General features: G+C 73.5%; 21 protein-coding genes. 13 read left to right on the top strand and 8 right to left on the bottom strand.

Annotated elements, in window-relative coordinates; translation table 11 throughout:
- Positions 1 to 60: 60 nt before the first annotated feature.
- Positions 61 to 2,244, top strand: a complete 2,184-nt coding sequence (locus ABTY62_RS10915) for a primosomal protein N' (protein ID WP_352129121.1) — start codon at positions 61 to 63, stop codon at positions 2,242 to 2,244.
- A gap of 18 nt (positions 2,245 to 2,262) precedes the next feature.
- Here ABTY62_RS10915 and ABTY62_RS10910 read toward each other — a convergent pair whose 3' ends face one another.
- The gene (locus tag ABTY62_RS10910; RefSeq protein ID WP_352129120.1) at positions 2,263 to 2,796 is read right to left on the bottom strand and encodes a hypothetical protein; all 534 of its coding nucleotides are present in this window, start codon (positions 2,794 to 2,796) and stop codon (positions 2,263 to 2,265) included.
- A 240-nt stretch (positions 2,797 to 3,036) separates the two neighbouring features.
- On the opposite strand from ABTY62_RS10910, the gene fmt reads away from it, so the two are divergent.
- The 3 genes from fmt to ABTY62_RS10895 all read left to right on the top strand — a co-directional run bounded on the left by fmt (position 3,037) and on the right by ABTY62_RS10895 (position 7,676).
- The gene (gene fmt, locus ABTY62_RS10905; protein WP_352129119.1) at positions 3,037 to 3,969 is read left to right on the top strand and encodes a methionyl-tRNA formyltransferase; all 933 of its coding nucleotides are present in this window, start codon (positions 3,037 to 3,039) and stop codon (positions 3,967 to 3,969) included.
- Between the two features lie 237 nt (positions 3,970 to 4,206).
- The gene (locus tag ABTY62_RS10900; protein ID WP_352129118.1) at positions 4,207 to 6,150 is read left to right on the top strand and encodes an ABC transporter ATP-binding protein; all 1,944 of its coding nucleotides are present in this window, start codon (positions 4,207 to 4,209) and stop codon (positions 6,148 to 6,150) included.
- Between the two features lie 68 nt (positions 6,151 to 6,218).
- Positions 6,219 to 7,676, top strand: a complete 1,458-nt coding sequence (locus ABTY62_RS10895; RefSeq protein ID WP_352129117.1) for an RsmB/NOP family class I SAM-dependent RNA methyltransferase — start codon at positions 6,219 to 6,221, stop codon at positions 7,674 to 7,676.
- 17 nt (positions 7,677 to 7,693) lie between these two features.
- Here ABTY62_RS10895 and ABTY62_RS10890 read toward each other — a convergent pair whose 3' ends face one another.
- Positions 7,694 to 8,584, bottom strand: coding sequence for a serine hydrolase (locus ABTY62_RS10890; protein WP_352129116.1), 891 nt, complete (start codon positions 8,582 to 8,584; stop codon positions 7,694 to 7,696).
- Between the two features lie 124 nt (positions 8,585 to 8,708).
- On the opposite strand from ABTY62_RS10890, the gene rpe reads away from it, so the two are divergent.
- From rpe to ABTY62_RS10875, 3 genes are all read left to right on the top strand, one after another.
- Positions 8,709 to 9,410, top strand: a complete 702-nt coding sequence (rpe, locus tag ABTY62_RS10885; protein ID WP_352129115.1) for a ribulose-phosphate 3-epimerase — start codon at positions 8,709 to 8,711, stop codon at positions 9,408 to 9,410.
- Between the two features lie 114 nt (positions 9,411 to 9,524).
- Positions 9,525 to 10,514 (top strand): sugar-binding transcriptional regulator, encoded by a 990-nt coding sequence (locus tag ABTY62_RS10880; RefSeq protein ID WP_311725840.1) that lies wholly within the window; start codon positions 9,525 to 9,527, stop codon positions 10,512 to 10,514.
- Between the two features lie 180 nt (positions 10,515 to 10,694).
- Entirely contained in the window at positions 10,695 to 12,134 is a 1,440-nt protein-coding gene (locus ABTY62_RS10875) for a GuaB1 family IMP dehydrogenase-related protein (protein ID WP_352129114.1), read from the top strand.
- Positions 12,135 to 12,213: 79 nt separating this feature from the next.
- On the opposite strand, the gene ABTY62_RS10870 is transcribed toward ABTY62_RS10875, so the two are convergent.
- Together ABTY62_RS10870 and ABTY62_RS10865 are read right to left on the bottom strand one after the other, a co-directional pair.
- Positions 12,214 to 13,023, bottom strand: coding sequence for a DUF2637 domain-containing protein (locus ABTY62_RS10870; protein ID WP_352129113.1), 810 nt, complete (start codon positions 13,021 to 13,023; stop codon positions 12,214 to 12,216).
- Entirely contained in the window at positions 13,020 to 13,226 is a 207-nt protein-coding gene (locus ABTY62_RS10865) for a hypothetical protein (protein ID WP_352129112.1), read from the bottom strand. The genes ABTY62_RS10870 and ABTY62_RS10865 overlap by 4 nt, the downstream gene beginning before the upstream one ends.
- Before the next feature lie 262 nt (positions 13,227 to 13,488).
- Here ABTY62_RS10865 and ABTY62_RS10860 point away from each other — a divergent pair, with 262 nt between their 5' ends.
- Positions 13,489 to 14,976, top strand: coding sequence for an amino acid permease (locus ABTY62_RS10860; RefSeq protein WP_352129111.1), 1,488 nt, complete (start codon positions 13,489 to 13,491; stop codon positions 14,974 to 14,976).
- A 10-nt stretch (positions 14,977 to 14,986) separates the two neighbouring features.
- Complete coding sequence (locus ABTY62_RS10855; RefSeq protein ID WP_352129110.1) at positions 14,987 to 15,442, top strand: Lrp/AsnC family transcriptional regulator; 456 nt, start codon at positions 14,987 to 14,989, stop codon at positions 15,440 to 15,442.
- A 59-nt stretch (positions 15,443 to 15,501) separates the two neighbouring features.
- On the opposite strand, the gene ABTY62_RS10850 is transcribed toward ABTY62_RS10855, so the two are convergent.
- Positions 15,502 to 16,269, bottom strand: a complete 768-nt coding sequence (locus ABTY62_RS10850) for a transposase (protein WP_352129109.1) — start codon at positions 16,267 to 16,269, stop codon at positions 15,502 to 15,504.
- 175 nt (positions 16,270 to 16,444) lie between these two features.
- On the opposite strand from ABTY62_RS10850, the gene ABTY62_RS10845 reads away from it, so the two are divergent.
- Positions 16,445 to 18,469 (top strand): transposase, encoded by a 2,025-nt coding sequence (locus tag ABTY62_RS10845; protein ID WP_352129108.1) that lies wholly within the window; start codon positions 16,445 to 16,447, stop codon positions 18,467 to 18,469.
- Here the strand turns inward: ABTY62_RS10845 and ABTY62_RS10840 are convergent.
- Complete coding sequence (locus tag ABTY62_RS10840) at positions 18,466 to 18,975, bottom strand: hypothetical protein (protein ID WP_352129107.1); 510 nt, start codon at positions 18,973 to 18,975, stop codon at positions 18,466 to 18,468. The genes ABTY62_RS10845 and ABTY62_RS10840 overlap by 4 nt on opposite strands.
- A gap of 252 nt (positions 18,976 to 19,227) precedes the next feature.
- On the opposite strand from ABTY62_RS10840, the gene ABTY62_RS10835 reads away from it, so the two are divergent.
- Positions 19,228 to 20,037 (top strand): carbon-nitrogen hydrolase family protein, encoded by an 810-nt coding sequence (locus ABTY62_RS10835; protein ID WP_352129106.1) that lies wholly within the window; start codon positions 19,228 to 19,230, stop codon positions 20,035 to 20,037.
- A 113-nt stretch (positions 20,038 to 20,150) separates the two neighbouring features.
- A complete protein-coding gene (locus tag ABTY62_RS10830) occupies positions 20,151 to 21,854 on the top strand; it encodes a flavin monoamine oxidase family protein (protein WP_352129105.1) in 1,704 nt (567 codons plus the stop codon).
- A gap of 77 nt (positions 21,855 to 21,931) precedes the next feature.
- Here the strand turns inward: ABTY62_RS10830 and ABTY62_RS10825 are convergent, their stop codons facing one another.
- Together ABTY62_RS10825 and ABTY62_RS10820 are read right to left on the bottom strand one after the other, a co-directional pair.
- Positions 21,932 to 22,627, bottom strand: coding sequence for a DUF5995 family protein (locus tag ABTY62_RS10825; protein ID WP_352129104.1), 696 nt, complete (start codon positions 22,625 to 22,627; stop codon positions 21,932 to 21,934).
- Between the two features lie 81 nt (positions 22,628 to 22,708).
- A complete protein-coding gene (locus ABTY62_RS10820) occupies positions 22,709 to 23,572 on the bottom strand; it encodes an NAD-dependent epimerase/dehydratase family protein (protein ID WP_352129103.1) in 864 nt (287 codons plus the stop codon).
- Between the two features lie 130 nt (positions 23,573 to 23,702).
- Between ABTY62_RS10820 and ABTY62_RS10815 the strand changes: the two genes are divergently transcribed.
- The gene (locus tag ABTY62_RS10815; protein ID WP_352129102.1) at positions 23,703 to 24,548 is read left to right on the top strand and encodes a helix-turn-helix transcriptional regulator; all 846 of its coding nucleotides are present in this window, start codon (positions 23,703 to 23,705) and stop codon (positions 24,546 to 24,548) included.
- The last annotated feature ends 1 nt before the right edge of the window (position 24,549 follow it).

The raw sequence follows: 24,549 nt of genomic DNA, 5'->3' as shown, positions 1-24,549 counted from the left end.
GCCCTGGCGCCCTGCGGGACGCCAGGGCCGGTGTCCGTGCTGTCTGCTAAGACTGAAGCTGTGAGCAGCGACAACGGGCGGCCGGAGCGGGATCCGGCGGGGCGGGATCCGGCGGGGCGGGCCCCCGGGGCGGACCCGCAGGGCGGCGAGCAGCTCGCGCTCATTCGCGAGACCGTGCGCAAGGCCAAGGTGCCGAAGGCCAAGCCGCGGACATGGCGGGGGGCGGCGCTGGCGCAGGAGCTGCCGGTCGCCAAAGTGCTGGTGGACAAGGGACCGGTCCACCTCGACCAGCTGTGGGACTACGCGGTGCCCGCCGAGATGGACGCCGAGGCGCGGCCCGGGGTGCGGGTCCGGGTGCGGTTCGGCGCCGGTACGGGGAAGGTGCGCGAGGGGCGCCGGGAGGGCGGGGGGCTGCTCGACGGGTACGTCATCGAGCGGGTCGCCGAGTCCGACTACCGGGGGCCGCTGGCGGCCATCGCCCAGGTGGTGTCGCCGGAGCCGGTGCTGGGGCCCGGGCTGCTCGCGCTGTGCCGGGCCGTCGCCGACCGGTACGCGGGATCGCTCGCCGACATACTGCAACTGGCCGTGCCCAAGCGGAACGTACGGGCCGAGGGCGAGCCGTCCCCGCCGCCGCTGCCGCCGCCCGCCCCGCCCGCGGCGGGGAGCTGGGAGCGCTATCCGGCCGGGCCCGGGTTTCTGGAGGCGCTCGCGGGCGGCGGGGCGCCGCGGGCGGTGTGGACCGCGCTGCCGGGGCCGCACTGGCCGCGCGAGTGGGCCGTCGCGGTGGCCGCCACCCTCGCCTCGGGGCGCGGCGCGCTGGTCGTCGTCCCCGACGGGCGGACGGCCGCGCGGGTCGACGAGGCGCTCACCGAGGTGCTCGGCGGGCCGGGGCGGCATGTGCTGCTGACCGCGGATCTCGGGCCCGAGGAGCGCTACCGGCGCTGGCTGGCCGTCAGCCGGGGCTCGGTGCGGGCCGTGGTGGGCACCCGGGCTGCCATGTTCGCGCCCGTCAGGGACCTCGGGCTGGTGGGGATCTGGGACGACGGCGACCACAGCCACAGCGATGACCACACACCGCAGCCGCACGCCCGCGACGTACTGCTGCTGCGCGCCGTCCAGGAGCGGACGGGCTTTCTGCTGGGCGACCTCGGCCGCACCGTGGAGGCCGCCCAGCTGGTGGAGAACGGCTGGGCGCGCCCCCTGGAGGCCGACCGCGATCAGGTCCGGGCCGCGGCCCCGCTGATCCGTACGGTCGACGAGGGCGAGACAGCGCGGGACGCGCAGGCGCGCGCCGCCCGGCTGCCGACCCTCGCCTGGCGGACCGTGCGGGAGGGGCTGACCCGGGGCCCGGTGCTGGTGCAGGTGCCGCGCCGGGGGTACGTACCCCGGCTGGCCTGCGAGCGCTGCCGGGAGCCCGCGCGCTGCGCGCACTGCTCGGGCCCGCTGGAGGCCCGGGACGCGGACACGCTCAACTGCGCGTGGTGCGGGCGGCCCGAGGGCGGGTGGCGCTGCCCCGAATGCGGGGGCGTGCGGCTGCGGGCCAGCATCGTCGGGGCCCGGCGCACGGCCGAGGAGCTGGGCCGAGCCTTTCCGGAGGTCGCGGTGCGCACCTCGGGCCGGGATCATGTCCTCGACGCGGTCCCGGGCCGCCCGGCGCTCGTGGTCGCGACACCCGGCGCCGAGCCGGTCGCCGAGGGGGGTTACGCCGCGGCCCTGCTGCTCGACGGCTGGGCCCTGCTCGGCCGCCCCGACCTGCGGGCCGGGGAGGAGGCGCTGCGCCGCTGGCTGGACGCGGCGGCCCTGGTGCGCGGCCATGAGGACGGCGGGCTGGTCGTGGTGATCGCCGAGCCCACGCAGCGGCCCGTCCAGGCGCTGGTGCGCTGGGACCCGGCCGGTTATGCGGCGCGGGAGCTGGCCGAACGGGCCCAGCTGGGCTTTCCGCCGGTGTCCCGGATGGCCTCGGTCGCCGGCCCCGCCGAGGCGGTGGACGAGCTGATCGCCGCGGCCCGGCTGCCGGAAGGCACCGAGACCCTCGGCCCTGTAGCGCTGCCCCCGACGGAGCCCGGCCGCCCGCGCCGGCCCGGTCAGCCGCCGCCGGGGGAGGAGTGGCAGCGGGCGCTGCTGCGCGTGCGCCCCGGTCAGGGCAGTGACCTCGCGGCGGCGGTCAAGGCGGCGAAGGCGCAGCGGCTGGCCCGGGGCGAGAAGCACCCGGTGGTACGGATCGACCCGCTCGACATCGGCTGACGGGCGGAGGCAGACGCCTCAGCCGTTGCGCGGGTTGGGCAGGGCGCCCGGGCGGGGCTCCTCGCGCAGCGCCGGGGCGGGCTGCGGGGGCATCGAGCGCGCGGCGGGCACCGACGGCACCGACGGGACCGCTGACACGGCGCCCGGCTCCGCGGTGCGCAGCGACGCCTCGGCGCCCTCGACTGCGGCGCTCTGCGCGGCGGCGGCCCGGCGCGCGCCGTAACGGCGGTGCACCGCCTGCTTGGTGACGCCGAGCGCCGAGCCCACCGCGTCCCACGAGAAGCCGAGCGAACGGTCGAAGTCCACGGCGGCCGTGACCAGGGTCTCGACGCTGTCCCGCAGCTCCTGGGCCAGGCGCACGGTGGGCGCCGGGGCGCGTCCGTAGACGACGAAGCCCGCGGACGGGCCGGTGCGCCGCGGACGGTAGACGTTGCCGAGCTGGGCGGTGAGGGTCCGCAGCGCGTCCACCTGTCGGCGGACCCGCTCGATGTCCCGGACCAGGAGGTGCAGGCTGGCCCGTGCCTGGGCGTCGTGGGTTGCGTGGTCGGCCATGAACAAGCCTCTCGAATCCGGCGTAGATACTCGAAGACAGCAGACGGGAAGGGGGAAGCGCGCCGGGCCGCCGCAGCGGCCCGACGCGGTCAATCTGTCTTGACTGCCTTGACCAACGCGATACCCGCCCGTCGGTCACGGTCCGGGGGCGTGCGCCCTCGCTCACGTACGCCCCCTGTCGGCGGGTCGCCCTAGACTGGTGCGCTGTTCCCGCTGCGCGTGAGAGGTAGTTCGCCACCCATGAGGCTCGTCTTCGCCGGTACTCCCGAGGTCGCCCTTCCCGCCCTGGACGCGCTGATCGCGTCCGACCGGCACGAGGTGGTGGCCGTCGTCACCCGGCCGGACGCGCCCGCCGGACGCGGCCGCCGGCTGGTGGCGAGCCCGGTCGCCGAGCGGGCGGCGGAGGCGGGGATCGAGGTGCTCAAGCCGGCCAAGCCGCGCGACCCGGAGTTCCTGGACCGGCTCCGCGAGATCGCGCCGGACTGCTGCCCGGTGGTCGCCTACGGCGCGCTGCTGCCCAAGGCGGCGCTGGAGATCCCCGCGCACGGCTGGGTCAATCTGCACTTCTCCCTGCTGCCCGCCTGGCGCGGCGCGGCGCCCGTGCAGCACGCGGTGCTGGCGGGCGACGAGGTGACCGGCGCGTCGACCTTCCTGATCGAGGAGGGCCTGGACTCCGGCCCGGTCTACGGGCTGGTGACCGAGGACGTACGGCCCACGGACACCAGCGGCGACCTGCTGACCAGGCTCTCGCTGGCCGGGGCCGGGCTGCTGGCCGCCACCATGGACGGCATCGAGGACGGCACCCTGCGCGCCGAGCCGCAGCCCGCGGAGGGGGTCTCGCTCGCCCCGAAGATCAACGTCGAGGACGCGGAGATCGACTGGACCGCGCCCGCGCTGCGCGTCGACCGGCTGGCGCGGGCCTGCGCCCCGGCGCCGGGGGCGTGGACCACCTTCCGCGGGGAGCGGCTGAAGGTGAACGCGGTGGCGCTGGTGACGGACCGTACGGACCTGGCGCCCGGCGAGCTCGAGGTGACCAAGAAGGCCGTGTACGCCGGCACGGGCAGCCACGCGGTGGAGCTGTCCTGGGTGCGCCCGCAGGGCAAGCGGCCGATGCCCGGGGCGGACTGGGCCCGTGGCGTACGCATCGCCGAGGGCGAGCGGCTCGGCGCGTAGCGCGCGTCCGAGGGCCACGCGGCGGAGCCGCACATCGGTGCTGTTCCCCACCCCGCCGCAGGCGTCGAGATCCGCCGGACACGGCCCAGCGCGCGTCACCGCGTCCCGGGCCGCCGCGCGCGGGGTGGGGGGCGAGTTGACCTCAACAATGGTTGAGGTTCTACGGTCCTGGGTGTGCCGCCGGCCCGGAACAGCCGCGATCCCGCGACGGCACCCCGAGACCCACGGAGGTGCGCGATGGACATGGAAGCCACCGCCATGCACTCCCTCTACCGGACCGCGAGCGCCAACGACGACCGGCGCCCCTTCTCCCGCGACACCCTGCGGCGCATCGCCGGCTTCGCCGGCCCCCACCGCCGCCGGATCGTCTTTTTCCTGGTGAGCAGCGTCGTCACGGCGGTGCTCGCGGTCGCCACCCCGCTGCTCGCCGGCCGGGTGGTCGACGCGATCGTGCACCGCTCCGGCCAGGGCCTCGTCCTCGGACTCGCCGGCCTCATCGCCGTCATCGCCGTGGCGGAGGCCGGGCTCGGGCTGGTCACCCGCTGGCTGTCCGCGAACATCGGCGAGGGGCTCATCCTCGACCTGCGCACCGCCGTGTACGACCACGTCCAGCGGCTGCCCGTCGCCTTCTTCACCCGCACCCGCACCGGCGCCCTGGTCAGCCGGCTGAACAACGACGTCATCGGCGCCCAGCGGGCGTTCAGCGACACCCTCTCCGGGGTCGTCGGCAATCTCGTCACCCTGCTGCTCACGCTCGCCGTGATGCTCGGCATCTCCTGGCAGATCACCCTGCTGGCCCTGCTGCTCCTGCCGATGTTCCTGCTGCCCGCCCGGCGCGTCGGCGGCAAGCTGGCGCGGCTGCGGCGCGAGGCGGCGGACCACAACGCCACCATGGGCACCCAGATGACCGAGCGGTTCTCCGCGCCCGGCGCCACGCTCGTGAAGCTCTTCGGCCGGCCCGACGAGGAGTCCGCCGAGTTCGCGGCGCGCGCCCGGCGGGTGCGCGACATCGGGGTGCGCACCGCGATGGTGCAGACCTCCTTCGTCACCGCCCTCACCCTCGTCTCCGCCCTGGCCCTGGCCCTCGTCTACGGCCTCGGCGGCTACTACGCGCTGCGCCGCGAGCTCGACCCCGGCGCGGTCGTCGCCCTCGCCCTGCTGCTCACCCGCCTGTACGCGCCGCTGACCGCGCTGGCCGGCGCCCGGGTGGAGGTGATGAGCGCCCTGGTCAGCTTCGAGCGGGTCTTCGAGGTGCTGGACCTCGAGCCGCTGATCGCCGAGAAGCCGGACGCCCGGCCGGTGCCCGAGGGGCCGGTGTCGGTCGAGTTCGACGGCGTCAACTTCGGCTACCCCTCGGCGGACAAGGTCTCCCTCGCCTCCCTGGAAGAGGTCGCGACCCTGGACACCCGCGGCGGCGAACAGGTGCTGCACGAGGTGTCCTTCCGCGCCGAACCCGGGCAGATGGTCGCGCTGGTGGGCTCCTCGGGCGCCGGCAAGTCGACCATCGCGCAGCTGCTGCCCCGGCTCTACGACGCCGACGGCGGCGCCGTGCGGCTGTCCGGCGTGGACGTCCGCGACCTGACGGCCGAGTCGGTCCGCAGGACGCTCGGCATGGTCACCCAGGACGGGCACCTCTTCCACGACTCGATCCGCGCCAACCTGCTGCTGGCCCGGCCCGAGGCCACGGAGGAGGAGCTGTGGGAGGTGCTGCGCCGGGCCCGCCTCGACGGGCTGATCGCGGCCCTGCCCGACGGCCTGGACACCGTGGTCGGCGAGCGCGGCTACCGGCTCTCCGGCGGTGAGCGCCAGCGGCTGACCATCGCCCGGCTGCTGCTGGCCCGCCCCCGCGTGGTGATCCTCGACGAGGCCACCGCCCACCTGGACTCCACCTCCGAGGCGGCCGTCCAGGAGGCGCTCGCCGAGGCGCTGGACGGGCGGACCGCGGTGGTCATCGCCCACCGGCTGTCCACCGTCCGGGCCGCGGACCTCATCCTGGTCGTCGAGAACGGGCGGATCGTGGAGCGCGGCACGCACACCGCGCTGCTCGCGGCAGGCGGGCGCTACGAGGAGCTGTACCGCACCCAGTTCGAGCAGCCGTCACCCCTGAGCGAGGCGGACCTGGGCGAGGCGGACCTGGCCCAGGCGGACCTGGCCCAGGCGGCCGACGGGGCACTGAACTGAGCATGGCCCCGCGCGCCCCGTAGGCTGGGACTCCGCAGAGCCCCATCCTTCCCCGGAGCACATTTCCCGTGAGTCCCCAGCCCGGCCGTTCCCACCGCAGCAACTCCGGCAAGCCCTACCGGCGCCCGAAGAAGGACCCCGTGCGGGTCCTCGCCTTCGAGGCGCTGCGGGCCGTCGACGAGCGCGACGCGTACGCGAATCTCGTCCTGCCGCCCCTGCTGCGCAAGGCCCGTCAGGAGAGCACGGAGGCCAAGCCCTTCGACGCGCGGGACGCCGCGCTGGCGACCGAGCTGGTCTACGGCACGCTGCGCCGCCAGGGCACCTACGACGCGATCATCGCGGAGTGCGTGGACCGGCCGCTGCGCGAGGTGGACCCGCCCGTGCTGGACGTGCTCAGCCTCGGCGCGCACCAGCTGCTGGGCACCCGCATCCCCACCCACGCGGCGGTCTCGGCGACCGTCGAGCTGGCGCGGGTGGTGCTCGGCGACGGGCGGGCGAAGTTCGTCAACGCCGTACTGCGCAAGATCGCGGCCGATGACCTCGACGGCTGGCTGGAGAAGGTCGCCCCGCCGTACGACGAGGACCCCGAGGAGCATCTCGCGGTCGTCCACTCGCATCCGCGGTGGATCGTCTCCGCCCTGTGGGACGCGCTGGGCGGCGGCAGCGCCGGGGTCGAGGACCTGCTGGAGGCCGACAACGAACGGCCCGAGGTCACCCTCGTCGCCCGGCCGGGCCGCAGTACGGCGGGGGAGCTGATGGCGGCCGTCGGGGAGGGCTCCGCGCTGCCGGGCCGCTGGTCCCCGTACGCCGTGCGGCTCACCGAGGGCGGCGAGCCGGGGGCGCTGGACGCGGTCCGCGAGGGGCGCGCCGGGGTGCAGGACGAGGGCAGCCAGCTGGTGGCCCTCGCGCTGGCGGGCGCGCCGCTGGAGGGGCCGGACGAGCGGTGGCTGGACGGCTGCGCGGGCCCCGGCGGCAAGGCGGCGCTGCTCGGCGCGCTGGCCGCGGAGCGGGGCGCGGCGCTGCTCGCCTCGGAGAAGCAGCCGCACCGGGCGGGCCTGGTGGAGCGGGCGCTGGCGGGCAACCCCGGCCCGTACCAGGTGATCGCGGCGGACGGCACCAGGCCGCCGTGGCGTCCCGGCACCTTCGACCGGGCCCTGGTCGACGTGCCCTGCACCGGGCTCGGCGCCCTGCGCCGCCGCCCGGAGGCGCGCTGGCGCCGCAGCCCCGAGGACCTGGCGGGCTTCGCGCCGCTCCAGCGGGAGCTGCTGCGCCAGGCGCTGGCCGCGGTGCGCGTGGGCGGTGTGGTCGGCTACGCCACCTGCTCCCCGCATCTCGCCGAGACGCGGGCCGTGGTGGACGACGTCCTCAAGGGCCGCGGCGGCCCCGCGCCCGCCGCCGAGTGGATCGACGCCCGGCCGCTGATGCCGGGGGTGCCCGAGCTCGGCGACGGCCCGGACGTCCAGCTGTGGCCGCACCGCCACGGCACGGACGCGATGTATCTGGCCCTGCTGCGGCGCACCGCCTGACGAGGCCTCGGAGACCTTCAGCCCGCCGGGGCGAGGTCCCGGTGCACCGCGCGGGAGACGGCCTCGATGGTGGCGACTCCGGCGCTCATGGTGCGGTTGTCCTGGGTCAGCACCGTGATGGTGTAGGCGTGGCCGTCGCGGGTGAAGGCGCCGAGGCTGTGCACCCGCCAGCCGTGGGTGGCGCGGGACAGCCAGCCGTTCTTCACATGCACCCGTACGGTGTCCGGGGCGCCGGCCGGGGTGCCCCAGCGCTGGGACGGGACGACCTCGCCCATCAGCTCCAGGATGTAGGCGCGGGCGTGATCGCTCAGCACCGCGTTGGGCGTGGTCACCAGGTCCAGGAGCCGCATCTCGTCGCGCGCGGTGATCTGGGTCAGGCCCCAGTGGTTCTCGGCGCCGGGGACGGTCCGGGTCATCCCCGCCGCCCCAAGAAACGCGCCGATCCGGTCGGTGCCCAGCTGCCGCCACAGTGTGCTGGTGGCGGCGTTGTCCGACTTGGTGATCATGGCGGTGGCCAGGTCGGTCTCGCATCGGGTGAGCTGGCGGCCGTGTTTCTCCGCGTCCCACAGCAGGGCGGCCAGGACGGTGACCTTGACCGCGCTCGCGGAGTCGAAGGCCTGGTCCGCGCGCAGGGTGCAGACGGTGTCCGTGGCGGGGTCGCGCAGGGCGATCGCGACCGTGCCGGGTCTGCCGCGCAGGGCCGTGGCGATGTCCGTGGAGAGCTTGGTGGCGAGCCCCGCCCGGGCGGAGGCGCAGACCGGCGGCGGTGGCGCGGCCGTGGCCGCCCCCGCCCCGATGGCCGGGGCCACCAGCAGCCCCGTGGCCAGGGCCACGGACAGCGCGCCCCGGAGGGGCCACGGCCGGCCCGATGTCGCGGATACGTGGTGTCGCTTCAGGTGTCGGGTCATGCGTGTCTTCTCAATCCGCTGCCGATCGCTCGGCTGCCGGACCGGGGCGACCGGAGGGCTCTCGGTGCGGCTTCGTGATCAACCCGGTTCCATGGACCGGTGGCGGCCGTGGCAGGCTGGTGCCATGGCCCTCCAGATCAGCCCCAGCATCCTGTCCGCCGACTTCGCCCGCCTGGCGGAGGAGGCGAAGGCCGTCGAGGGAGCCGACTGGCTCCACGTCGATGTGATGGACAACCACTTCGTCCCCAACCTGACTCTCGGCGTGCCGGTGGTCGAGGCGCTCGGCAAGGCGACGGACACGCCGCTGGACTGCCATCTGATGATCGAGGACCCCGACCGCTGGGCCCCGCAGTACATCGAGGCCGGCGCGGGCTCGGTGACCTTCCACGCCGAGGCGGCCGCCGCCCCCGTACGGCTGGCCCGGGAGATCCGGGCCCAGGGCGCCCGGGCGTCGATGGCGCTCAAGCCCGCCACCCCCATCGACCCCTTCGAGGACCTGCTGCCCGAGCTGGACATGGTCCTGGTGATGACGGTTGAGCCGGGCTTCGGCGGGCAGGCGTTCCTGGACATCATGTTGCCGAAGATCCGCCGCACCCGCGAGCTGATCTCCAAGCACGGCCTGGAGATGTGGCTTCAGGTGGACGGCGGGGTGTCCGCCTCGACGATCGAGCGGTGTGCCGAGGCAGGCGCCGATGTGTTCGTGGCCGGATCCGCGGTCTACGGGGCCGACGACCCCGCCAAGGCGGTGCGTGAGCTGCGGGATCTGGCCCAGGAGGCCACCTCGGTGGTGCGGCCCGCGGAAGACGGGCCCACGACCGCCCGATGAACTCATGGGTAAAGGGCAGATCAAGTCCGCCGTTTCTGACAGGATGAACGGTGAGTCCAGAACATAGGAAGCAGTGAGGAGACCGCGGTGTCGACGGGCCGTTCAGGCACGCGGATGGGACCCGCCGAACTGGTGCAGGCGGCCGCCATGGCGCGCCGCTTCTACCTCGAGGGCAAGTCCAAGATCCAGATTGCCGAGGAGTTCGGCGTCAGCCGCTTCAAGGTGGCTCGGGTGCTGGAGACCGCGCTCGAGCGCGATCTGGTGCGCATCGAGATCCGGGTGCCCGCAGAGCTGGACGCGGAGCGCTCCGACGCGCTGCGCGCCCGGTACGGGCTGCGCCACGCGGTCGTCGTCGAGTCCCCGGCCGACGCCGAGGCCGACACCCCGGACCCGGAGAACCTCGGCGAGGTCGCCGCTGACCTGCTCGGCGAGCTGGTGACCGAGGGCGATGTGCTGGGCCTGGCCTGGGGCCGCTCCACGATCCACATGGCCGCGGCGCTGCACCGGCTGCCCCCGTGCACCGTCGTCCAGCTCACCGGCGTCTATGACGCGGGCACCGCCGAGCGCGGCTCGGTCGAGGCGGTCCGGCGCGCCGCCGCCGTCTCCGGCGGCGAGGCGCACCCGATCTACGCGCCCATGCTGCTGCCCGACACCGCCACCGCCGACGCGCTGCGCGGCCAGCCCGGCATCGCCCGCGCCTTCGAGTACTTCGACAAGGTCACCGTCGCTGCCGTGTCCATCGGCTCCTGGGAGGCCGGGATCTCGACGGTGTACGACATGCTGACCGAGCAGGAGCGGGCCCACTACGCGGGCCTCGGCGCCGCCGCCGAGATGTCGGCGCACCTCTTCGACGCCGAGGGCCGGCGCATCGGCCGCGACCTGGGCGAGCGGTGCATCACGGTGGAGGCCGACCGGCTGCGGCGGATCCCGGAGGTCGTGGCCATCGCGGGCGGCCGCCGCAAGGCCCCGGCGATCGGCGCGGTGCTCCGCTCCGGCCTGGTCACCAGCCTGGTCACGGACACCGCCGCCGCCGACCACCTGCTGCTGGAGACCGGCCCCGGCCCGCGCCCCGCGCTGGACCGGGCGGACCCGGACGGGCCGTAGCGCGGGCCGTAGTACGCGCGCGGCGTGGGCGGCGTTGGACGATCGGACCAGCGGCTTCCCGGCCGTTCTGGATGATCGTCCCGCCCCCGTACCGGGACCGGCATGGGACAATGAGGTACGTGCGTTTTCCTCGGCTTCCTTCGTCGAGGGCCAATTCCGAATGACTGGGAAGTTCCGAGCGTGCGTTTCCTCAATGACCAGCAGCCGCCCTACGACCTGACGTACGACGACGTCTTCATGGTGCCCAGCCGCTCCGCGGTCGGCTCGCGCCAGGACGTGGACCTGTCCACGCCCGACGGCAGCGGCACCACCATCCCGATCGTGGTGGCCAACATGACCGCGATCGCCGGGCGCCGGATGGCCGAGACCATCGCCCGCCGCGGCGGCATGGTCGTCATCCCGCAGGACATCCCGCTGGACGTGGTCGCCGATGTCGTCGGCTGGGTCAAGCGGCGCCACCTCGTCCTGGACACCCCGATCGTGCTCAGCCCGGCGGGGACGGTCGCCGACGCGCTGTCGCTGCTGCCCAAGCGGGCCCACGGCGCCGGTGTGGTCGTGGAGAACGGCCGCCCGGTGGGCGTGGTCACCGAGACCGATCTGGCCGGCGTGGACCGCTTCACCCAGCTGAGCGAGGTGATGTCCCGCGAGCTGCTGGTGCTCGACGCGGACATCGACCCGCGCGAGGCCTTCAACCGCCTCGACGGCGCACACCGCAAGCTCGCCCCCGCGGTGGACGCGGACGGGCAGCTGGTCGGCATCATGACCCGCAAGGGCGCGCTGCGAGCCACGCTCTACCGGCCCGCGGTGGACGCGGACGGCAGGCTGCGGATCGCCGCCGCCGTCGGGGTCAACGGCGATGTGCAGGGGCGCGCCAAGGCGCTGCTCGCGGCGGGTGTGGACACGCTGGTGGTGGACACTGCCCATGGCCACCAGGAGTCGATGATCAGCGCGCTGAAGGCGGTCCGGGCGCTGGACCCGGGTGTGCCGGTGGTCGCGGGTAACGTGGTCGCGGCCGAGGGCGTGCGTGACCTGATCGAGGCGGGTGCCGACATCGTGAAGGTGGGCGTCGGCCCGGGCGCGATGTGCACCACCCGCATGATGACGGGCGTGGGGCGGCCGCAGTTCTCCGCGGTGCTCGAATGCGCCGCGGAGGCGCGGAAGTTCGGCAAGCACGTGTGGGCGGACGGCGGGGTCCGGCACCCGCGGGATGTCGCGATGGCGCTGGCCGCCGGCGCGTCCAATGTGATGATCGGCTCGTGGTTCGCCGGGACGTACGAGTCGCCGGGCGACCTTCAGCAGACCGCCGACGGCCGCCCGTACAAGGAGAGCTTCGGCATGGCCTCCGCCCGCGCCGTGCGCAACCGCACCAGCGAGGAGTCGGCGTACGACCGGGCCCGCAAGGGCCTGTTCGAGGAGGGCATCTCCACCTCCCGGATGTTCCTGGACCCGGCCCGGCCCGGCGTCGAGGACCTGATCGACTCGATCGTCGCGGGCGTGCGCAGCTCCTTCACCTACGCGGGCGCGGGCGCGGTGGAGGAGTTCCACGAGCGGGCCGTGATCGGCGTGCAGAGCGCCGCCGGCTACGCGGAGGGCAAGCCGCTCCACGCCAGCTGGGACTGACGGGTCCGGTGATGTCGCGTGGCCCTCGCTCGGCCGAGCGAGGGCCACGGCCATGCGCGGCCACGGCGTGTGGCCGCGGTCATACGCGGGGCTTGTCGCGCTGATCGGCGCCCCGGGTGCGGGGCAGGGCGTGGCGCGGCGGGCTGGTCAGGGTGATCTGCCGCACCAGCTGGTGGAAGGAGACCAGCGCGGCCACGGGCGGCAGCCCGGCGACGGCCATGCTGGGCGGGTCCTTGGGCGCGTGCGCGACGCAGAGGAAGACCGCGATGGTGGAGAAGAGCACCACCACCGCCCAGGAGTGCGCCGCGCCCCGGCGGTGCAGCGCGGCGCGCAGCACCGACAGCGAGGCGACCAGCCAGGGCCCGTAGACCAGCAGCGGCCACCAGGCCGCCATGGACTCCGAGGTGCTGGGGGCGGCCAGATAGCGCAGCGGGCCGTAGGAGATCATCCCGCCCAGCACGCTGAGCATGGCCACGATCACCGTGGTGAGCGCCGCGAAGATCAGGCTGATCAGCTGGAGCCAGGGCATGGTCGGCAGCCGGAAGCGGACCCGGCGCCGCCGCCCGCGGCCGCGGACGTGCGCGGGGGAGCGGGCGGCGGGGAAGCTGCCGGTGGTCCTCTCGGGCGGCTCGTCGAGACCGGAGCCGAGACCGGAGCCGAGAGAGGAGTCGAAGGGCGAGTCGAGCGGGGAGGAGGCGGGGGCCGAGGTCTGGAGCAGCCGGGCCAGGTCTCCCTCCAGGTCCCAGCGGCTCTCGATCGTCTCCGGGTCGGGCAGCGGGAAGGTCAGCGGGTCGTCGGGGGCCATGTCGAACCGCTCGCCGGGAGCGGGCCGGTGGCCGGCGTGGGGAGGGGGGCCGTAGCCGCCCGGCCTCGGCTCGGTGTACGTCATGCCTGTACGCCCGGGTCCGTGGTGCCGCAGCGGTGGACGAAGTCGGTCTCGATGCGGTTCAGCGTCCGCAGGAAGTCCTCCCACACCCGGGCGCAGTACTCGAGCGGAGGCCGCTCGTCCGCGTCCCCGTGGCCTCCCGGACGGCACCCGCCGTCCGGGTCGTGGGGGTCATGATCGGCGCTCTGAAGGCTGTCTGGGGTCACGTTCCCACCAACGAGGGCCAAATTGGTGCCGTATCGTGGCATTCGGGTGAAACGCGCGTCAGTGCGGCCCGGCCTCCCGCAACGATTCGCCGCACAGCCACCCCGAGTGCAACGTTCGTACGTGTATGCGCAAGAATGGTGCATTACGACCGGGTCTGTGTACTCATGGGCCCTGCGTGACACACCCGTGTGTGCGCCGTGTGTGCGCCGCCGGTCACCGCCATCCGACCGACCCGACCGGCAGCGACAAGGAGCCCCTCAAGTGCTGGACCACGGCGCAGCCCCGCCCACCGCCGAGCGATCCGGGCCGGGGCTCCGTGCCCCGGGGCGGGGTTCCGGAGGGCTCGGTTCCGCGCTGATGCGGCGCAAGCCCGTCGAGCTGCTGGTCGCCGAGGGGGGCCAGGGCGAGGGCGGGAAGCTGCGGCGCTCGCTCGGCATGTGGCAGCTGACCATGATCAGCATCGGTGCGACGCTGGGCACCGGCATCTTCGTGGTGCTCGGCGAGGCCGTGCCGGACGCCGGGCCCGCCGTGGTGGTCTCCTTCGCGATCGCGGGGCTGACCGCGCTGTTCTCCGCCCTGTCGTACGCCGAGCTGGCGGGCACGATCCCGGTCTCCGGGTCCTCGTACTCGTACGCCTACGCCACCCTCGGTGAGCTGGTCGCCTGGGTCTGCGGCTGGTGTCTGATCCTGGAGTACGGGGTCTCGGTGGCCGCCGTCGCGGTCGGCTGGGGCCAGTATCTGAACGAGCTCCTCGACGGCACCCTCGGCGTCACCATCCCCGACGCGCTGGCCGCCCCGCCCGGCGACGGCGGCCTCTTCAACCTGCCCGCGCTACTGGTCGTCCTGCTGGCCATGGCGTTTCTGCTGGGCGGGGCCAAGGAGAGCGCCCGGGCCAACGCGATCATGGTCACGGTGAAGATCGCCGCCCTGGTGCTGTTCTGCGCCGTCGCCTTCACCGGCGTCCGGGCCGGGAACTACACGCCGTTCATGCCGCTGGGCATGGCGGGCGTCAGTGCGGCCGGGGCCACCCTCTTCTTCTCGTACATCGGCTTCGACGCCGCCTCCACGGCCGGCGAGGAGGCCAGGAACCCGCAGCGCGACCTGCCGCGCGCGATCATGCTCTCGCTCGTCATCGTCACTGCCCTGTACTGCCTGGTCGCGGCGGTGGCGGTGGGCGCGCTGCCCTGGAAGCGGTTCGCGGGCTCGGAGGCCGCGCTCGCCGGGATCATGAGGGATGTGACCGGGCAGAGCTTCTGGGCCGTGCTGCTGGCGGCGGGCGCGGTCGTGGCCATCGCCTCCGTGGTGCTGACGGTGCTCTACGGCCAAACCCGCATCCTCTTCGCGATGTCCCGGGACGGGCTGGTGCCGAAGGTGTTCTCCCGGATCCACCCGGCCAGCGGGGTGCCGCGCGCCAACACCGTGATCGTCTCCCTCTTCTGCGGGGTGCTGGCCGCCGCGATCCCGCTCGGCCAGCTCGCCGACGCCACCAGCATCGGCACCCTCTTCGCGTTCGCCCTGGTCAACGTGGCCGTGATCGTGCTGCGCCGGACCCGGCCCGCGATGCCGCGCACCTTCCGGGTGCCGCTGTCGCCGCTGTTCCCGCTGATCGGCTTCGGGCTGTGCCTGTGGATGATGGGCAGCCTGGACCGGGTGACCTGGATGGTCTTCGGCGTCTGGATGGCCGTCGGCCTTGTGCTGTACTTCGCATACGGCATGCGCCGCTCCCGACTGGCCACGGCAGAAAAGTGACATCCCCGCAGTGCGACTGAACGATCTGGACGAACGTATCGTCCACGCCCTCGCCGAGGACGCCCGCCGCAGCTACGCCGACATCGGGGAGGAGGTCGGCCTCTCCGCCCCCGCCGTCAAGCGGCGGGTGGACCGGCTGCGGGCCGAGGGGGCCATCACCGGCTTCACCGTACGGGTCGACCCGGCCGCCCTCGGCTGGGAGACCGAGGGCTTCATCGAGCTCTACTGCCGCCGCAACACCTCGCCCGAGGACATCCACCGCGGCCTGAACCGCTACCCCGAGGTGGTCGCCGCGTCGACCGTCACCGGCGACGCGGATGCCATCGTCCAGGTCTTCGCCTCCGACATGCGCCACTTCGAACGCGTCCTGGAGCGGATCGCGGGCGAGCCCTTCGTGGAGCGCACCAAGTCCGTCCTGGTCCTCTCGCCCCTCCTCCGCCGCTTCGGCTCGGGAGCTCCGACCTGAGACATATCCCGTAATACCGGGTCAGACATGTTTTCCTGTGAGCGGTCGCGGGTCTGGGGTCAGCCGTTGATCTCCAGTTTCAGGTTGTGCTGGGCGGCGATGCCGGCGACGGCCTGGTTGATCCCTTCTCCCTTGCGGCGGCACTGGCGGAGGACTTGGTGGTCCTTGAGGCGCGCGATGGTGTGTTCGGCGACGGCGCGGCGCTTGCGGAACAGCCGGTAGGCCCGGTCCTTGATGATCTTCCGGTCAGGCCCGCGCCGGGGCGAGCGGATCCGCTCGTTCTCTTGATAACCACTATCGCCGGACAGGCGGGGATGATCGGGCAGGGTCTCGTCGAGGGTCTCCCGGAAGACCACCACGTCGTTGCGGTTGCCCGGCCAGGCGTCGCCGACCGCGACGATGCGGCGGTCAGGGGCCCGGCGCACGGTCTGCACATTCACACTGCGCCGGTAGTTCTTCCTCTTCTTCGTCTTCTGCTGGTTGTGCACCGGAATGAGGGTGCCGTCCACCAGCCACAACTCCCGCCGGTCGGCGGGTGGCGGGCCGAGCAGGGCGGCGAGGTGCGGCGCGAGGTCGGTTGTGACCCGGTGCACGGTGGAGTCCGGGGTGGCGAACAGCCCGGCCAGCTGCTCCATGGTGAGGTTCGTGCGGTAGCCCAGGACGACCAGCAGCACCCGGTCGCCGAAGGCAAGTGACCAGGGCCGGCCGCACCCGCTGTCCGGGCGGCGCCGCCACAAACGGGTGATCAGGGCATACAGCTGCGGCCCGGACAGCCCCGTCCACGCCTTCAACTGAGCAGAGCGGCAGGTGGCGAGACGGAGTCCCATACAACTGACCGTAACCCGAACAGACTTCATGACGTTATGCCTGACGTTATGCCTGACGCTGACGGTCCGGGAGAGGGGGAAGCTGGTGAGCCGGTCATCGGCTGCGCCTGGGTCGGGGCGGCGGTTTCGGGGGCCGAACCGGGGTGAGGTGTGGCGGCGGGCGAAGGATGCGCCGGTGTCGGTGATCCGGCTGCCGCTGGTGGTCGCCGATGCGGATGTCCGCCGCCGGGTCGAGCAGTTGTTCTCGGCGATGTGGCAGGTCAAACGCGCCCTGCAGCGTGACGCGCGGGATGTGGTCGGCACCTACTGGGCCGGTGAGGTGCGGCGCGAGAGGGACGTGAAGGCCTGGCGGGCGGAGCTGGGCCTGTCCCGCACCGGGCTGGAGCGGCGCGCGTATCGGCATCTGGAGCGCTCACGCTGGCTGAGCGATCATGTGTCGAAGGCGTTGGTGATGCATCAGGCCGACGAGGTGTGGGCCGGGGTGGCCCGGCATCTGCACCCGGACGCGTCCGGGCGGCGGGCCGGGCGCCCCAAGGCCGGGACCTGGTGGGAGTACACCCGTATCCCGGGCCGGGCCCGCTCGCACACCACCGAGCGCAAGTGGGAGACCTTCCGCCTGCACGGCACCCTCGCCGGGCACCTGGAGGCGTTCAGGCACCCCGCGCTGCCGCCCTCGGTCACCACCGCCGCCCAGGCCGCGGAGCTTTTGCCGGGTGTGCGGGTGCTGGGCCAGCCGCGCCGCATGCCCGCCCCCGCCCGGCCCACGGGAGGCATCCCCACTAAGACCACCGGCGCCCATCAGCGCCCGCGCAGCAGGGCGGCGTCCTGGTTCGACCACACCGGGCCGCTGGCCGTCGTCTTCGGCGGTGGGCCCACCGGGCGCGGGGACATCGTCCTGCCGGTGCGGCTTGCGCAGGGCGCGGGGCGCTGGCCCTATCTGCTGCACTACCTGGACGACCCGAGCCGGTGGCACAAGATCGACCTGGTGCGGCGGCGGGATCCGGCCGCCCCGGGCGGCTGGGCTTATGAGGCCCATCTGATGGTCCTCGCCCCCGGCCACGCCTCCCCCGCCACCCGTATCCGGCGCGGGCAGGCCGCCGCCCTCCAGCGCGTCGGCGGGGTGGACGGCAACGTCTCCAACCTCGCCGTCGTCTCCATCCCCGCGGCGCTCGACCCCGATGACGGCGGCGTGTACTCCGACCGGATCACCCTGACCCAGCAGGAGCAACACGCCCTGGCCGCAGCGCGCAAGAAGGCGCGGGGACGCCAGCGCGCCCTGGACCGTTCCCGGCGCGCCACCAACCCCCGGCAGTACCGCCGCTCCCGCCGCCAACAGACCCGCGACGAACGCCGACAGGCGGCAGGCCTGCCCGCCAAGGCCGTGACCGTCCCGGCCGGACCCCGGCGCACCACCACGACCGGGAGACCCCGGCAGGCCTACCGCCGCGACACGGTGAGTACCGGCTACCGGAATCTGCGGGCCCGCCACAGTGCCGCGGCCGCGAGCGCGGCCGAGGCCTCCCATCACCGTGCGAAGAAGATCGCCGCTGCTGTGGTTGCCGTCCACGGCCCGCACTTGACTGTCGAGGACTGCGGCATCCGTACCTGGTTCCGTCTGTGGGGCCGTGCCTGCTCGGCCACCGCCCCTGGACGGCTGATCGCCGCACTGGCCGCCGAGTGCATAGCCACCGGCGGACGCCTCCTGCGCGCCTCGACCTTCACCACCGCCCTGTCCCAGCACTGCCTGTGCGGCCGACGCGTACCCAAGTCCCTGCACCAGCGCACCCATCACTGCGACCCGGCCGACGGCGGCTGCGGGCTGAAGGGCGACCGCGACTTGGTCTCCGCTGCTCTGGCCGCCTTCACCACCCTCACCGACCCCGACGACCCCACCACCGCCCGCCTCGACCACCATCGGGCCCGGGCCGCCCAGATCCTCTTCGCCCAAGGGCTGCAAGAAGCCCTGTCCGAGTCAACCGCACCGAAGTCCGCGCCCTCGGGCCGGACCCACGCGGCAGCCGAACCCCGCCGGAACACCCTTCCCCGGCAACAGACGGCCTCTGCTCGGCGAAACGCCGGACCCTGCACCGTGGCAACCCCGGATGAGACCCGACCCGCACCCCAGCGGCCCAAGGCCCACGCCGGAACGACACGACCGCACACCGGCCGCCCCCGTACACACATACGGGATAAGTCTTAGCTGTTGTCGTCGTTGAGAAGGGGGGTGTGGCGTTCGGTGAGTGGGCCGAAGCCGAGATCTTCACGCATGAGCTTGCGCATCTTGGCGGCTGCTTTGCCGCGCGCCTCCCAGCGGGCGCGATCCTCCGGACTGCTGACGGCACTGCCGTCGACGTAGCCGTCGCAGATGCGTCGCAGGCAGTGGAACACGCTGTTGGACGCCTTGACGACGGGTTGGGGCGCGATGAGCCACATCTGTTCGGACGCGATGGCTATGTCTGAATCCCGAAAGGCCTGGCGCAGCGCAAGCGCCCGCTCGCCGTCGGAAGGGTGCTCTCGCTCGGCCAGGGCCCGCAGGGTCTCACCGAGGACCTTCACGGTGTTGGTGTACTGCGTGTAGACGTCGAGCCGCAGCCGACGAGCTTCTTTGACATCCTCGTGCTTCCACCGATTCCGATCGGCGATGAGAGTGGCGACGATGCCGATCGCGGCCCCGGCCAGGGTGGAGAGCAGTGGCAACCAATCCATGCGGGCCAGCTTGGGCCATCCCGTGACGGCGGCACCAGGTGGGCTTCGAGGACGAACCTGCCCGACCCGCCGCGGCGCAACGAATCGCCGCGGCGGGGCCGGAAGACGTAACGAATCGACGCTGGATGCGCAACGGTCGTGCCTTGTCCGCCGATCTCGGGCCGACGTACCGTCTTTGTGCCGATACGTCGCTCCTTCCCTTCCGGCTTCTCCCGGCCGCGTCTCTCCCTCCCTCCCACCCGAGGTTTGCCCATGCCCCCGCTGCGCACCGCCCTGCTCCAGAGCTCCGGCCACCCCGGCGAGACCGCCCATAACCTCAAGGTCCTCGACGCGGCGGCCGGGCGCGCCGCGGCGGCGGGAGCCGGGCTGCTGATCGCCCCGGAGCTGTTCCTCACCGGATACGCCATCGGCGACGGCGTGCGGCGGCTGGCCGAGCCGGCCGACGGGCCCGGCGGCCGGGCGGTGGCCCGCATCGCCGCCACCCACGGCCTGGCCGTCCTCTACGGCTACCCGGAGCGCGCGGGGGAGGCGGCTGATGGGGGCGACGCGGTCTTCAACTCCGCGCGGCTGGTCGGCCCCGACGGCGCGCAGCTCGCCAACTACCGCAAGACCCACCTCTTCGGCGACTTCGAGCGCGCCTGGTTCACCCCCGGCGACACCCCCGTCGTCCAGGCCGAACTCGGCGGCGTCCGCCTGGGGATCATGATCTGCTACGACGTGGAGTTCCCCGAGAACGTCCGGGCCCATGCCCTGGCCGGGACCGATCTGCTGCTGGTGCCCACCGCGCAGATGCACCCGTTCCAGTTCGTGGCCGAATCCCTGGTCCCGGTGCGGGCCTTCGAGAGCCAGCTCTACATCGCGTACGTCAACCGCACCGGGCCCGAGGGCGACTTCGACTTCATCGGGCTGAGCTGTCTGGCCGGGCCCGACGGCACGGTCAAGGCCCGCGCCGGGCACGGCGAGGAGCTGGCCTTCGGCGAGGTGGACCCGGAGCTGCTCGCCGCCTCGCGCACCGCGAACCCGTATCTGGGCGACCGCAGGCCCGAGCTGTACACCCCCTGACCTGACCTGACCTGACCTGACCTGACCTGACCTGACCTGACCTGACCCGACGCCCGCCCGCTTTCGCATCGCGCGCCCCCTCGCCCGCCCGCCCCGCAAGGAGTCCGTACCCGATGACGTCCATGGTGCCCACCGCCGTCCACGTCCAGCAGGACGAGCGGCAGCCCGACCCGCCGCTGACCATGTTCGGCCCGGACTTCCCCTACGCCTACGACGACTACCTCGCCCACCCCGCGGGCCTCGGCCAGATCCCCGCGACCGAGCACGGCGCCGAGGTCGCGGTTGTCGGCGGCGGGCTGTCCGGCATCGTCGCCGCGTACGAGCTGATGAAGATGGGCCTCAAGCCGGTCGTCTACGAGGCCGACCGGATCGGCGGGCGGCTGCGCACCGTCGGCTTCGAGGGCTGCGACCCGGCGCTGACCGCCGAGATGGGCGCGATGCGCTTCCCGCCCAGCTCGACCGCCCTCCAGCACTACATCGACCTGGCGGGCCTCACCACCCGGCCCTTCCCCAACCCCCTCGCGCCCGACACCCCCTCGACCGTCGTCGACCTGAAGGGGGAGTCCCACTACGCCCGCACCCTGGACGACCTGCCCGAGGTCTACCACCAGGTGATGGACGCCTGGAACGCCTGCCTGGAGGAGGGCGCCGACTTCTCCGCCATGCAGCGCGCCCTGCGCGAGCGCGACGTCCCGCGGATCCGGGAGATCTGGTCCCGCCTCGTCGCGGCGCTCGACAACCAGACCTTCTACGGCTTCCTCTGCGACTCCCCGGCCTTCGCCTCCTTCCGGCAGCGCGAGATCTTCGGCCAGGTCGGCTTCGGCACCGGCGGCTGGGACACCGACTTCCCCAACTCCATCCTGGAGATCCTGCGCGTCGTCTACACCGGCGCGGACGATGACCACCGCGGCATCGTCGGCGGCAGCCAGCAACTCCCGCTGCGGCTGTGGGAGCGCGAGCCGCGCAAGCTCGTGCACTGGACGCCGGGCACCTCGCTGGCCTCCCTGCACGGCGGCCGGCCGCGCCCGGCCGTCACCCGGCTGCACCGCGCGGCGGGCGACCGTATCGTCGTCACCGACGCGGCCGGCGACATCCGCTCGTACCGGGCGGTGATCTTCACCGCGCAGTCCTGGATGCTGCTCTCCAAGATCGAGTGCGATGACTCGCTCTTCCCCATCGACCACTGGACGGCGATGGAGCGCACCCACTACATGGAGTCCAGCAAGCTGTTCGTGCCGGTGGACCGCCCCTTCTGGCTGGACAAGGACGAGGTCACCGGCCGGGACGTGATGAGCATGACGCTCACCGACCGGATGACCCGCGGCACCTATCTGCTGGACGACGGCCCGGACCGGCCCGCCGTCATCTGCCTCTCGTACACCTGGTGCGACGACAGCCTCAAGTGGCTGCCGCTGTCCGCCAACGAGCGCATGGAGGTCATGCTCAAGTCGCTGTCGGAGATCTATCCGAAGGTCGACATCCGCAAGCACATCATCGGCAGCCCGGTCACCGTCTCCTGGGAGAACGAGCCCTACTTCATGGGCGCGTTCAAGGCCAATCTGCCGGGCCACTACCGCTACCAGCGCCGCCTGTTCACCCACTTCATGCAGGACCGCCTCCCCGCCGACCGGCGCGGCGTCTTCCTCGCGGGCGACGACATCTCCTGGACCGCGGGGTGGGCCGAGGGCGCCGTGCAGACCGCGCTCAACGCGGTGTGGGGCGTGATGACCCACTTCGGCGGGCGTACGGACCCCAAGAACCCGGGCCCGGGCGATGTCTACGACGAGATCGAACCCGTCGAACTCCCCGAGGACTGAGCCGCAGCGTTTGCGGTGAGTATGGGACAGCGACACGCCATGACGTCGGCGTGTCGCTGTCCCATACTCACCACAACTCAGTCGCCGGGCAGCGGGGTGAGCAGAAACCGCCCCACCAGCCCGACGCTCTCGTCGACGCGCTCGACGAACTCCTCGGTCAGCTCCGGCAGTGCGCGCAGCCCCCACAGGGCGCGGTACGCTGCCCACGCGGCGCCCCGCGCCTTGTCCAGGCTCCACGACCCCACCAGATGGGTCAGCGGATCGGCCACGTCCAGCAGATCGGGGCCGGGCATCAGATCCTCGCGGATCCGCTCCTCGAGCCCGGTGAGCAGGGTGCCGACCCGGTCGAAGTCGCCCTCCAGGTCCTCCGGTTCCACCCCTCGGGCCCGGCAGGTGTCCACCAGTGCCAGGGCCAGGTCATGGCCGATGTGGGCGTTCATCCCGGCCAGCGCGAACTGGAGGGGGCGGATCCCCGGATGGCGCCGCAGCTGGAACAGCGGCCGCCAGCAGGCGGGCTGCCGCCGCCCCGCCGCCACCGCGTCGACCGCCGCCAGATAGCGGGCGGCGAAGCGCACATCCAGGTCCTCGGTGGCGGCCGGGTCCTGGAAGTACCCGTCCGCGAGCCGGCGGCCGACCTCCTCGGTGACCGCCAGATACACCCGGTTGAAGACCGCCACCCCGTCCCGGGGCGGCAGCGTGGCGCCGAGCGCGCGCATCCGCGCCACGACACCCTCCACGGTCCGCGGCGCGCGCCGCTCGGCCGACGTCGTCATGGGCGCAAGCGTCGCAGCCGAGCCGCGGCCCGACCGGCCGTACGCCGTTCGCTTCCCCGGAACGGACTAACGGGTCCGGAGTCAGAGCGCCCCCGCGTCGACGGCCGTCCACAGCGTCGGGTACAGGGGACGCCAGCCCAGCTCGGCGCGGAGCCGGGCGTTGGAGCACACCCCGAACCAGGGGTCGGGGTCGGTGCGGTCCGCCATGCCCTCCGGCAGCGGCACGCCGTTGACGTGGTGCAGATCCACCGCCGTGACGGGCGCGTCGTCGACGATGTTGTACTTCCGCCCGGCCACCCCCGGCGCGGTCAGCAGCCGCAGCAGCCCCCGCGCCACATCCGCGTGATGCGCCAACTGAAGCCGCTGATGGCCCGCCCACTGCCCCGCCCACCGCAGCGACTCGGCCAGATGCGGATCGCCCTCGCCGTAGACGAAGGGCAGGCTGCCGATCCGGACGTCGAGCCCGCGCTCGCGGTGCAGCTCCAGCAGACCCTGCTCGGCCTCGGCCTTGGACGCGGGGTACGCGCCCCACAGCTCCCCGCCCGGCAGCGACTCGTCGTCCTCCACCAGCGGCCGGCCGCGCCCGAGGCCGTAGACCAGATTGGTGCTGACCTGGACGAAGCGTGAGGCACCGGCTTCCAGGGCGGCGCGGGCGAGGCCGAGGGCCGCGTCGCGGTTGACCGCCCGCGCCTCGTCGTCCGTCGCTCCGCGGAAGGCCGCCGCCACGTTGACCACCGCGTCCACCCCGGCCAGGGCCTTGCGCACGTCCTGCTCCTCGCGCACATCGCCGACCGCCACCTGCGCGCCCAGCGCGGCGAAGGGCGCGCCCTTCGCCGCGTCGCGCACCAGCACCCGCACCTCGTCCCCGGGCGCGCCCCACCGCAGCAGCCGCGGCACGAACCGCTGTCCCACCCGGCCGGTCGCTCCGGTCACCAACGTCAGCATGTCCTGACTCCTCTCATCGGTGTTCGTCGGCTACGACCCTGAGGGAGTCCGGAGCGGGCCGGGAGAGCACCGCCGATCCAGGGATCGGCAGACCCTGGATGAGGAGCCCGGGACCGGCGACCCTGGAGAGGTGGACCGCACCCAGCTCGCCGACTTCCTCCGCCGCTGCCGCACCCGGCTCGCACCCACCGACGTCGGGCTCGGGCCCGGGGCGCGCCGCCGTACCCCCGGGCTGCGCCGGGAGGAGGTGGCCCAGCTCACCGGGATGTCCACCGACTACTACACCCGCCTGGAGCAGGCCCGCGGCCCGCGCCCGTCCCGGCAGATGCTGACCGCGCTGGCCCGCGCGCTGCGGCTCACCGACGACGAGCGCGACCATCTCTTCCACCTGGTGGGGGAGGAGCCGCCGCGCGACCGGTCCGCCTCCGGGCATGTGCGGCCCGGTCTGCTGCGGATCCTGGACCGGCTGTACGACACCCCGGCGCTGGTGATCAACGACTGGGGCGAGGTGCTGGCGCAGAACGCGATGGCCGCCGCCCTGTCCGGCGACATCAGCGCCCGGCCGCCGGGGCAGCGCAATATGATCCGCCGGTACTTCACCGACCCGGACGCGCGCCGGCTCTGCCCGCCCGAGGACCAGGCGGAGCACGCGCGGAACCATGTCGCGAATCTGCGGGCCGTGCTGGCCGCCCGACCCGACGATCCCGCACCGGCGGCGCTCGTCGCCGAGCTGCGGGCGGCCAGCACGGAATTCGCCGCGCTGTGGGAGGCGCACGAGGTCGCGGTGCGGCGCTCGGCGGTCAAGCGTTTTCTGCACCCGGTGGTGGGGCTGCTGGAGCTGGAGTGCGAGGTGCTGCTGAGCTCCGAGCACGCCCAGCGGCTCATCGTCCACTCGGCCCGCCCGGGCACCGAGTCGTACGAGCGTCTTGAGCTGCTGCGGGTGGTGGGGCTCCAGGACCTGGCGCCGCCCGGGTAGC

This window comes from Streptomyces sp. NPDC097640 (assembly GCF_040302705.1).
Classification (GTDB): Bacteria; Actinomycetota; Actinomycetes; order Streptomycetales; family Streptomycetaceae; genus Streptomyces.
This window is presented reverse-complemented; position numbering and strand designations above follow the sequence as displayed.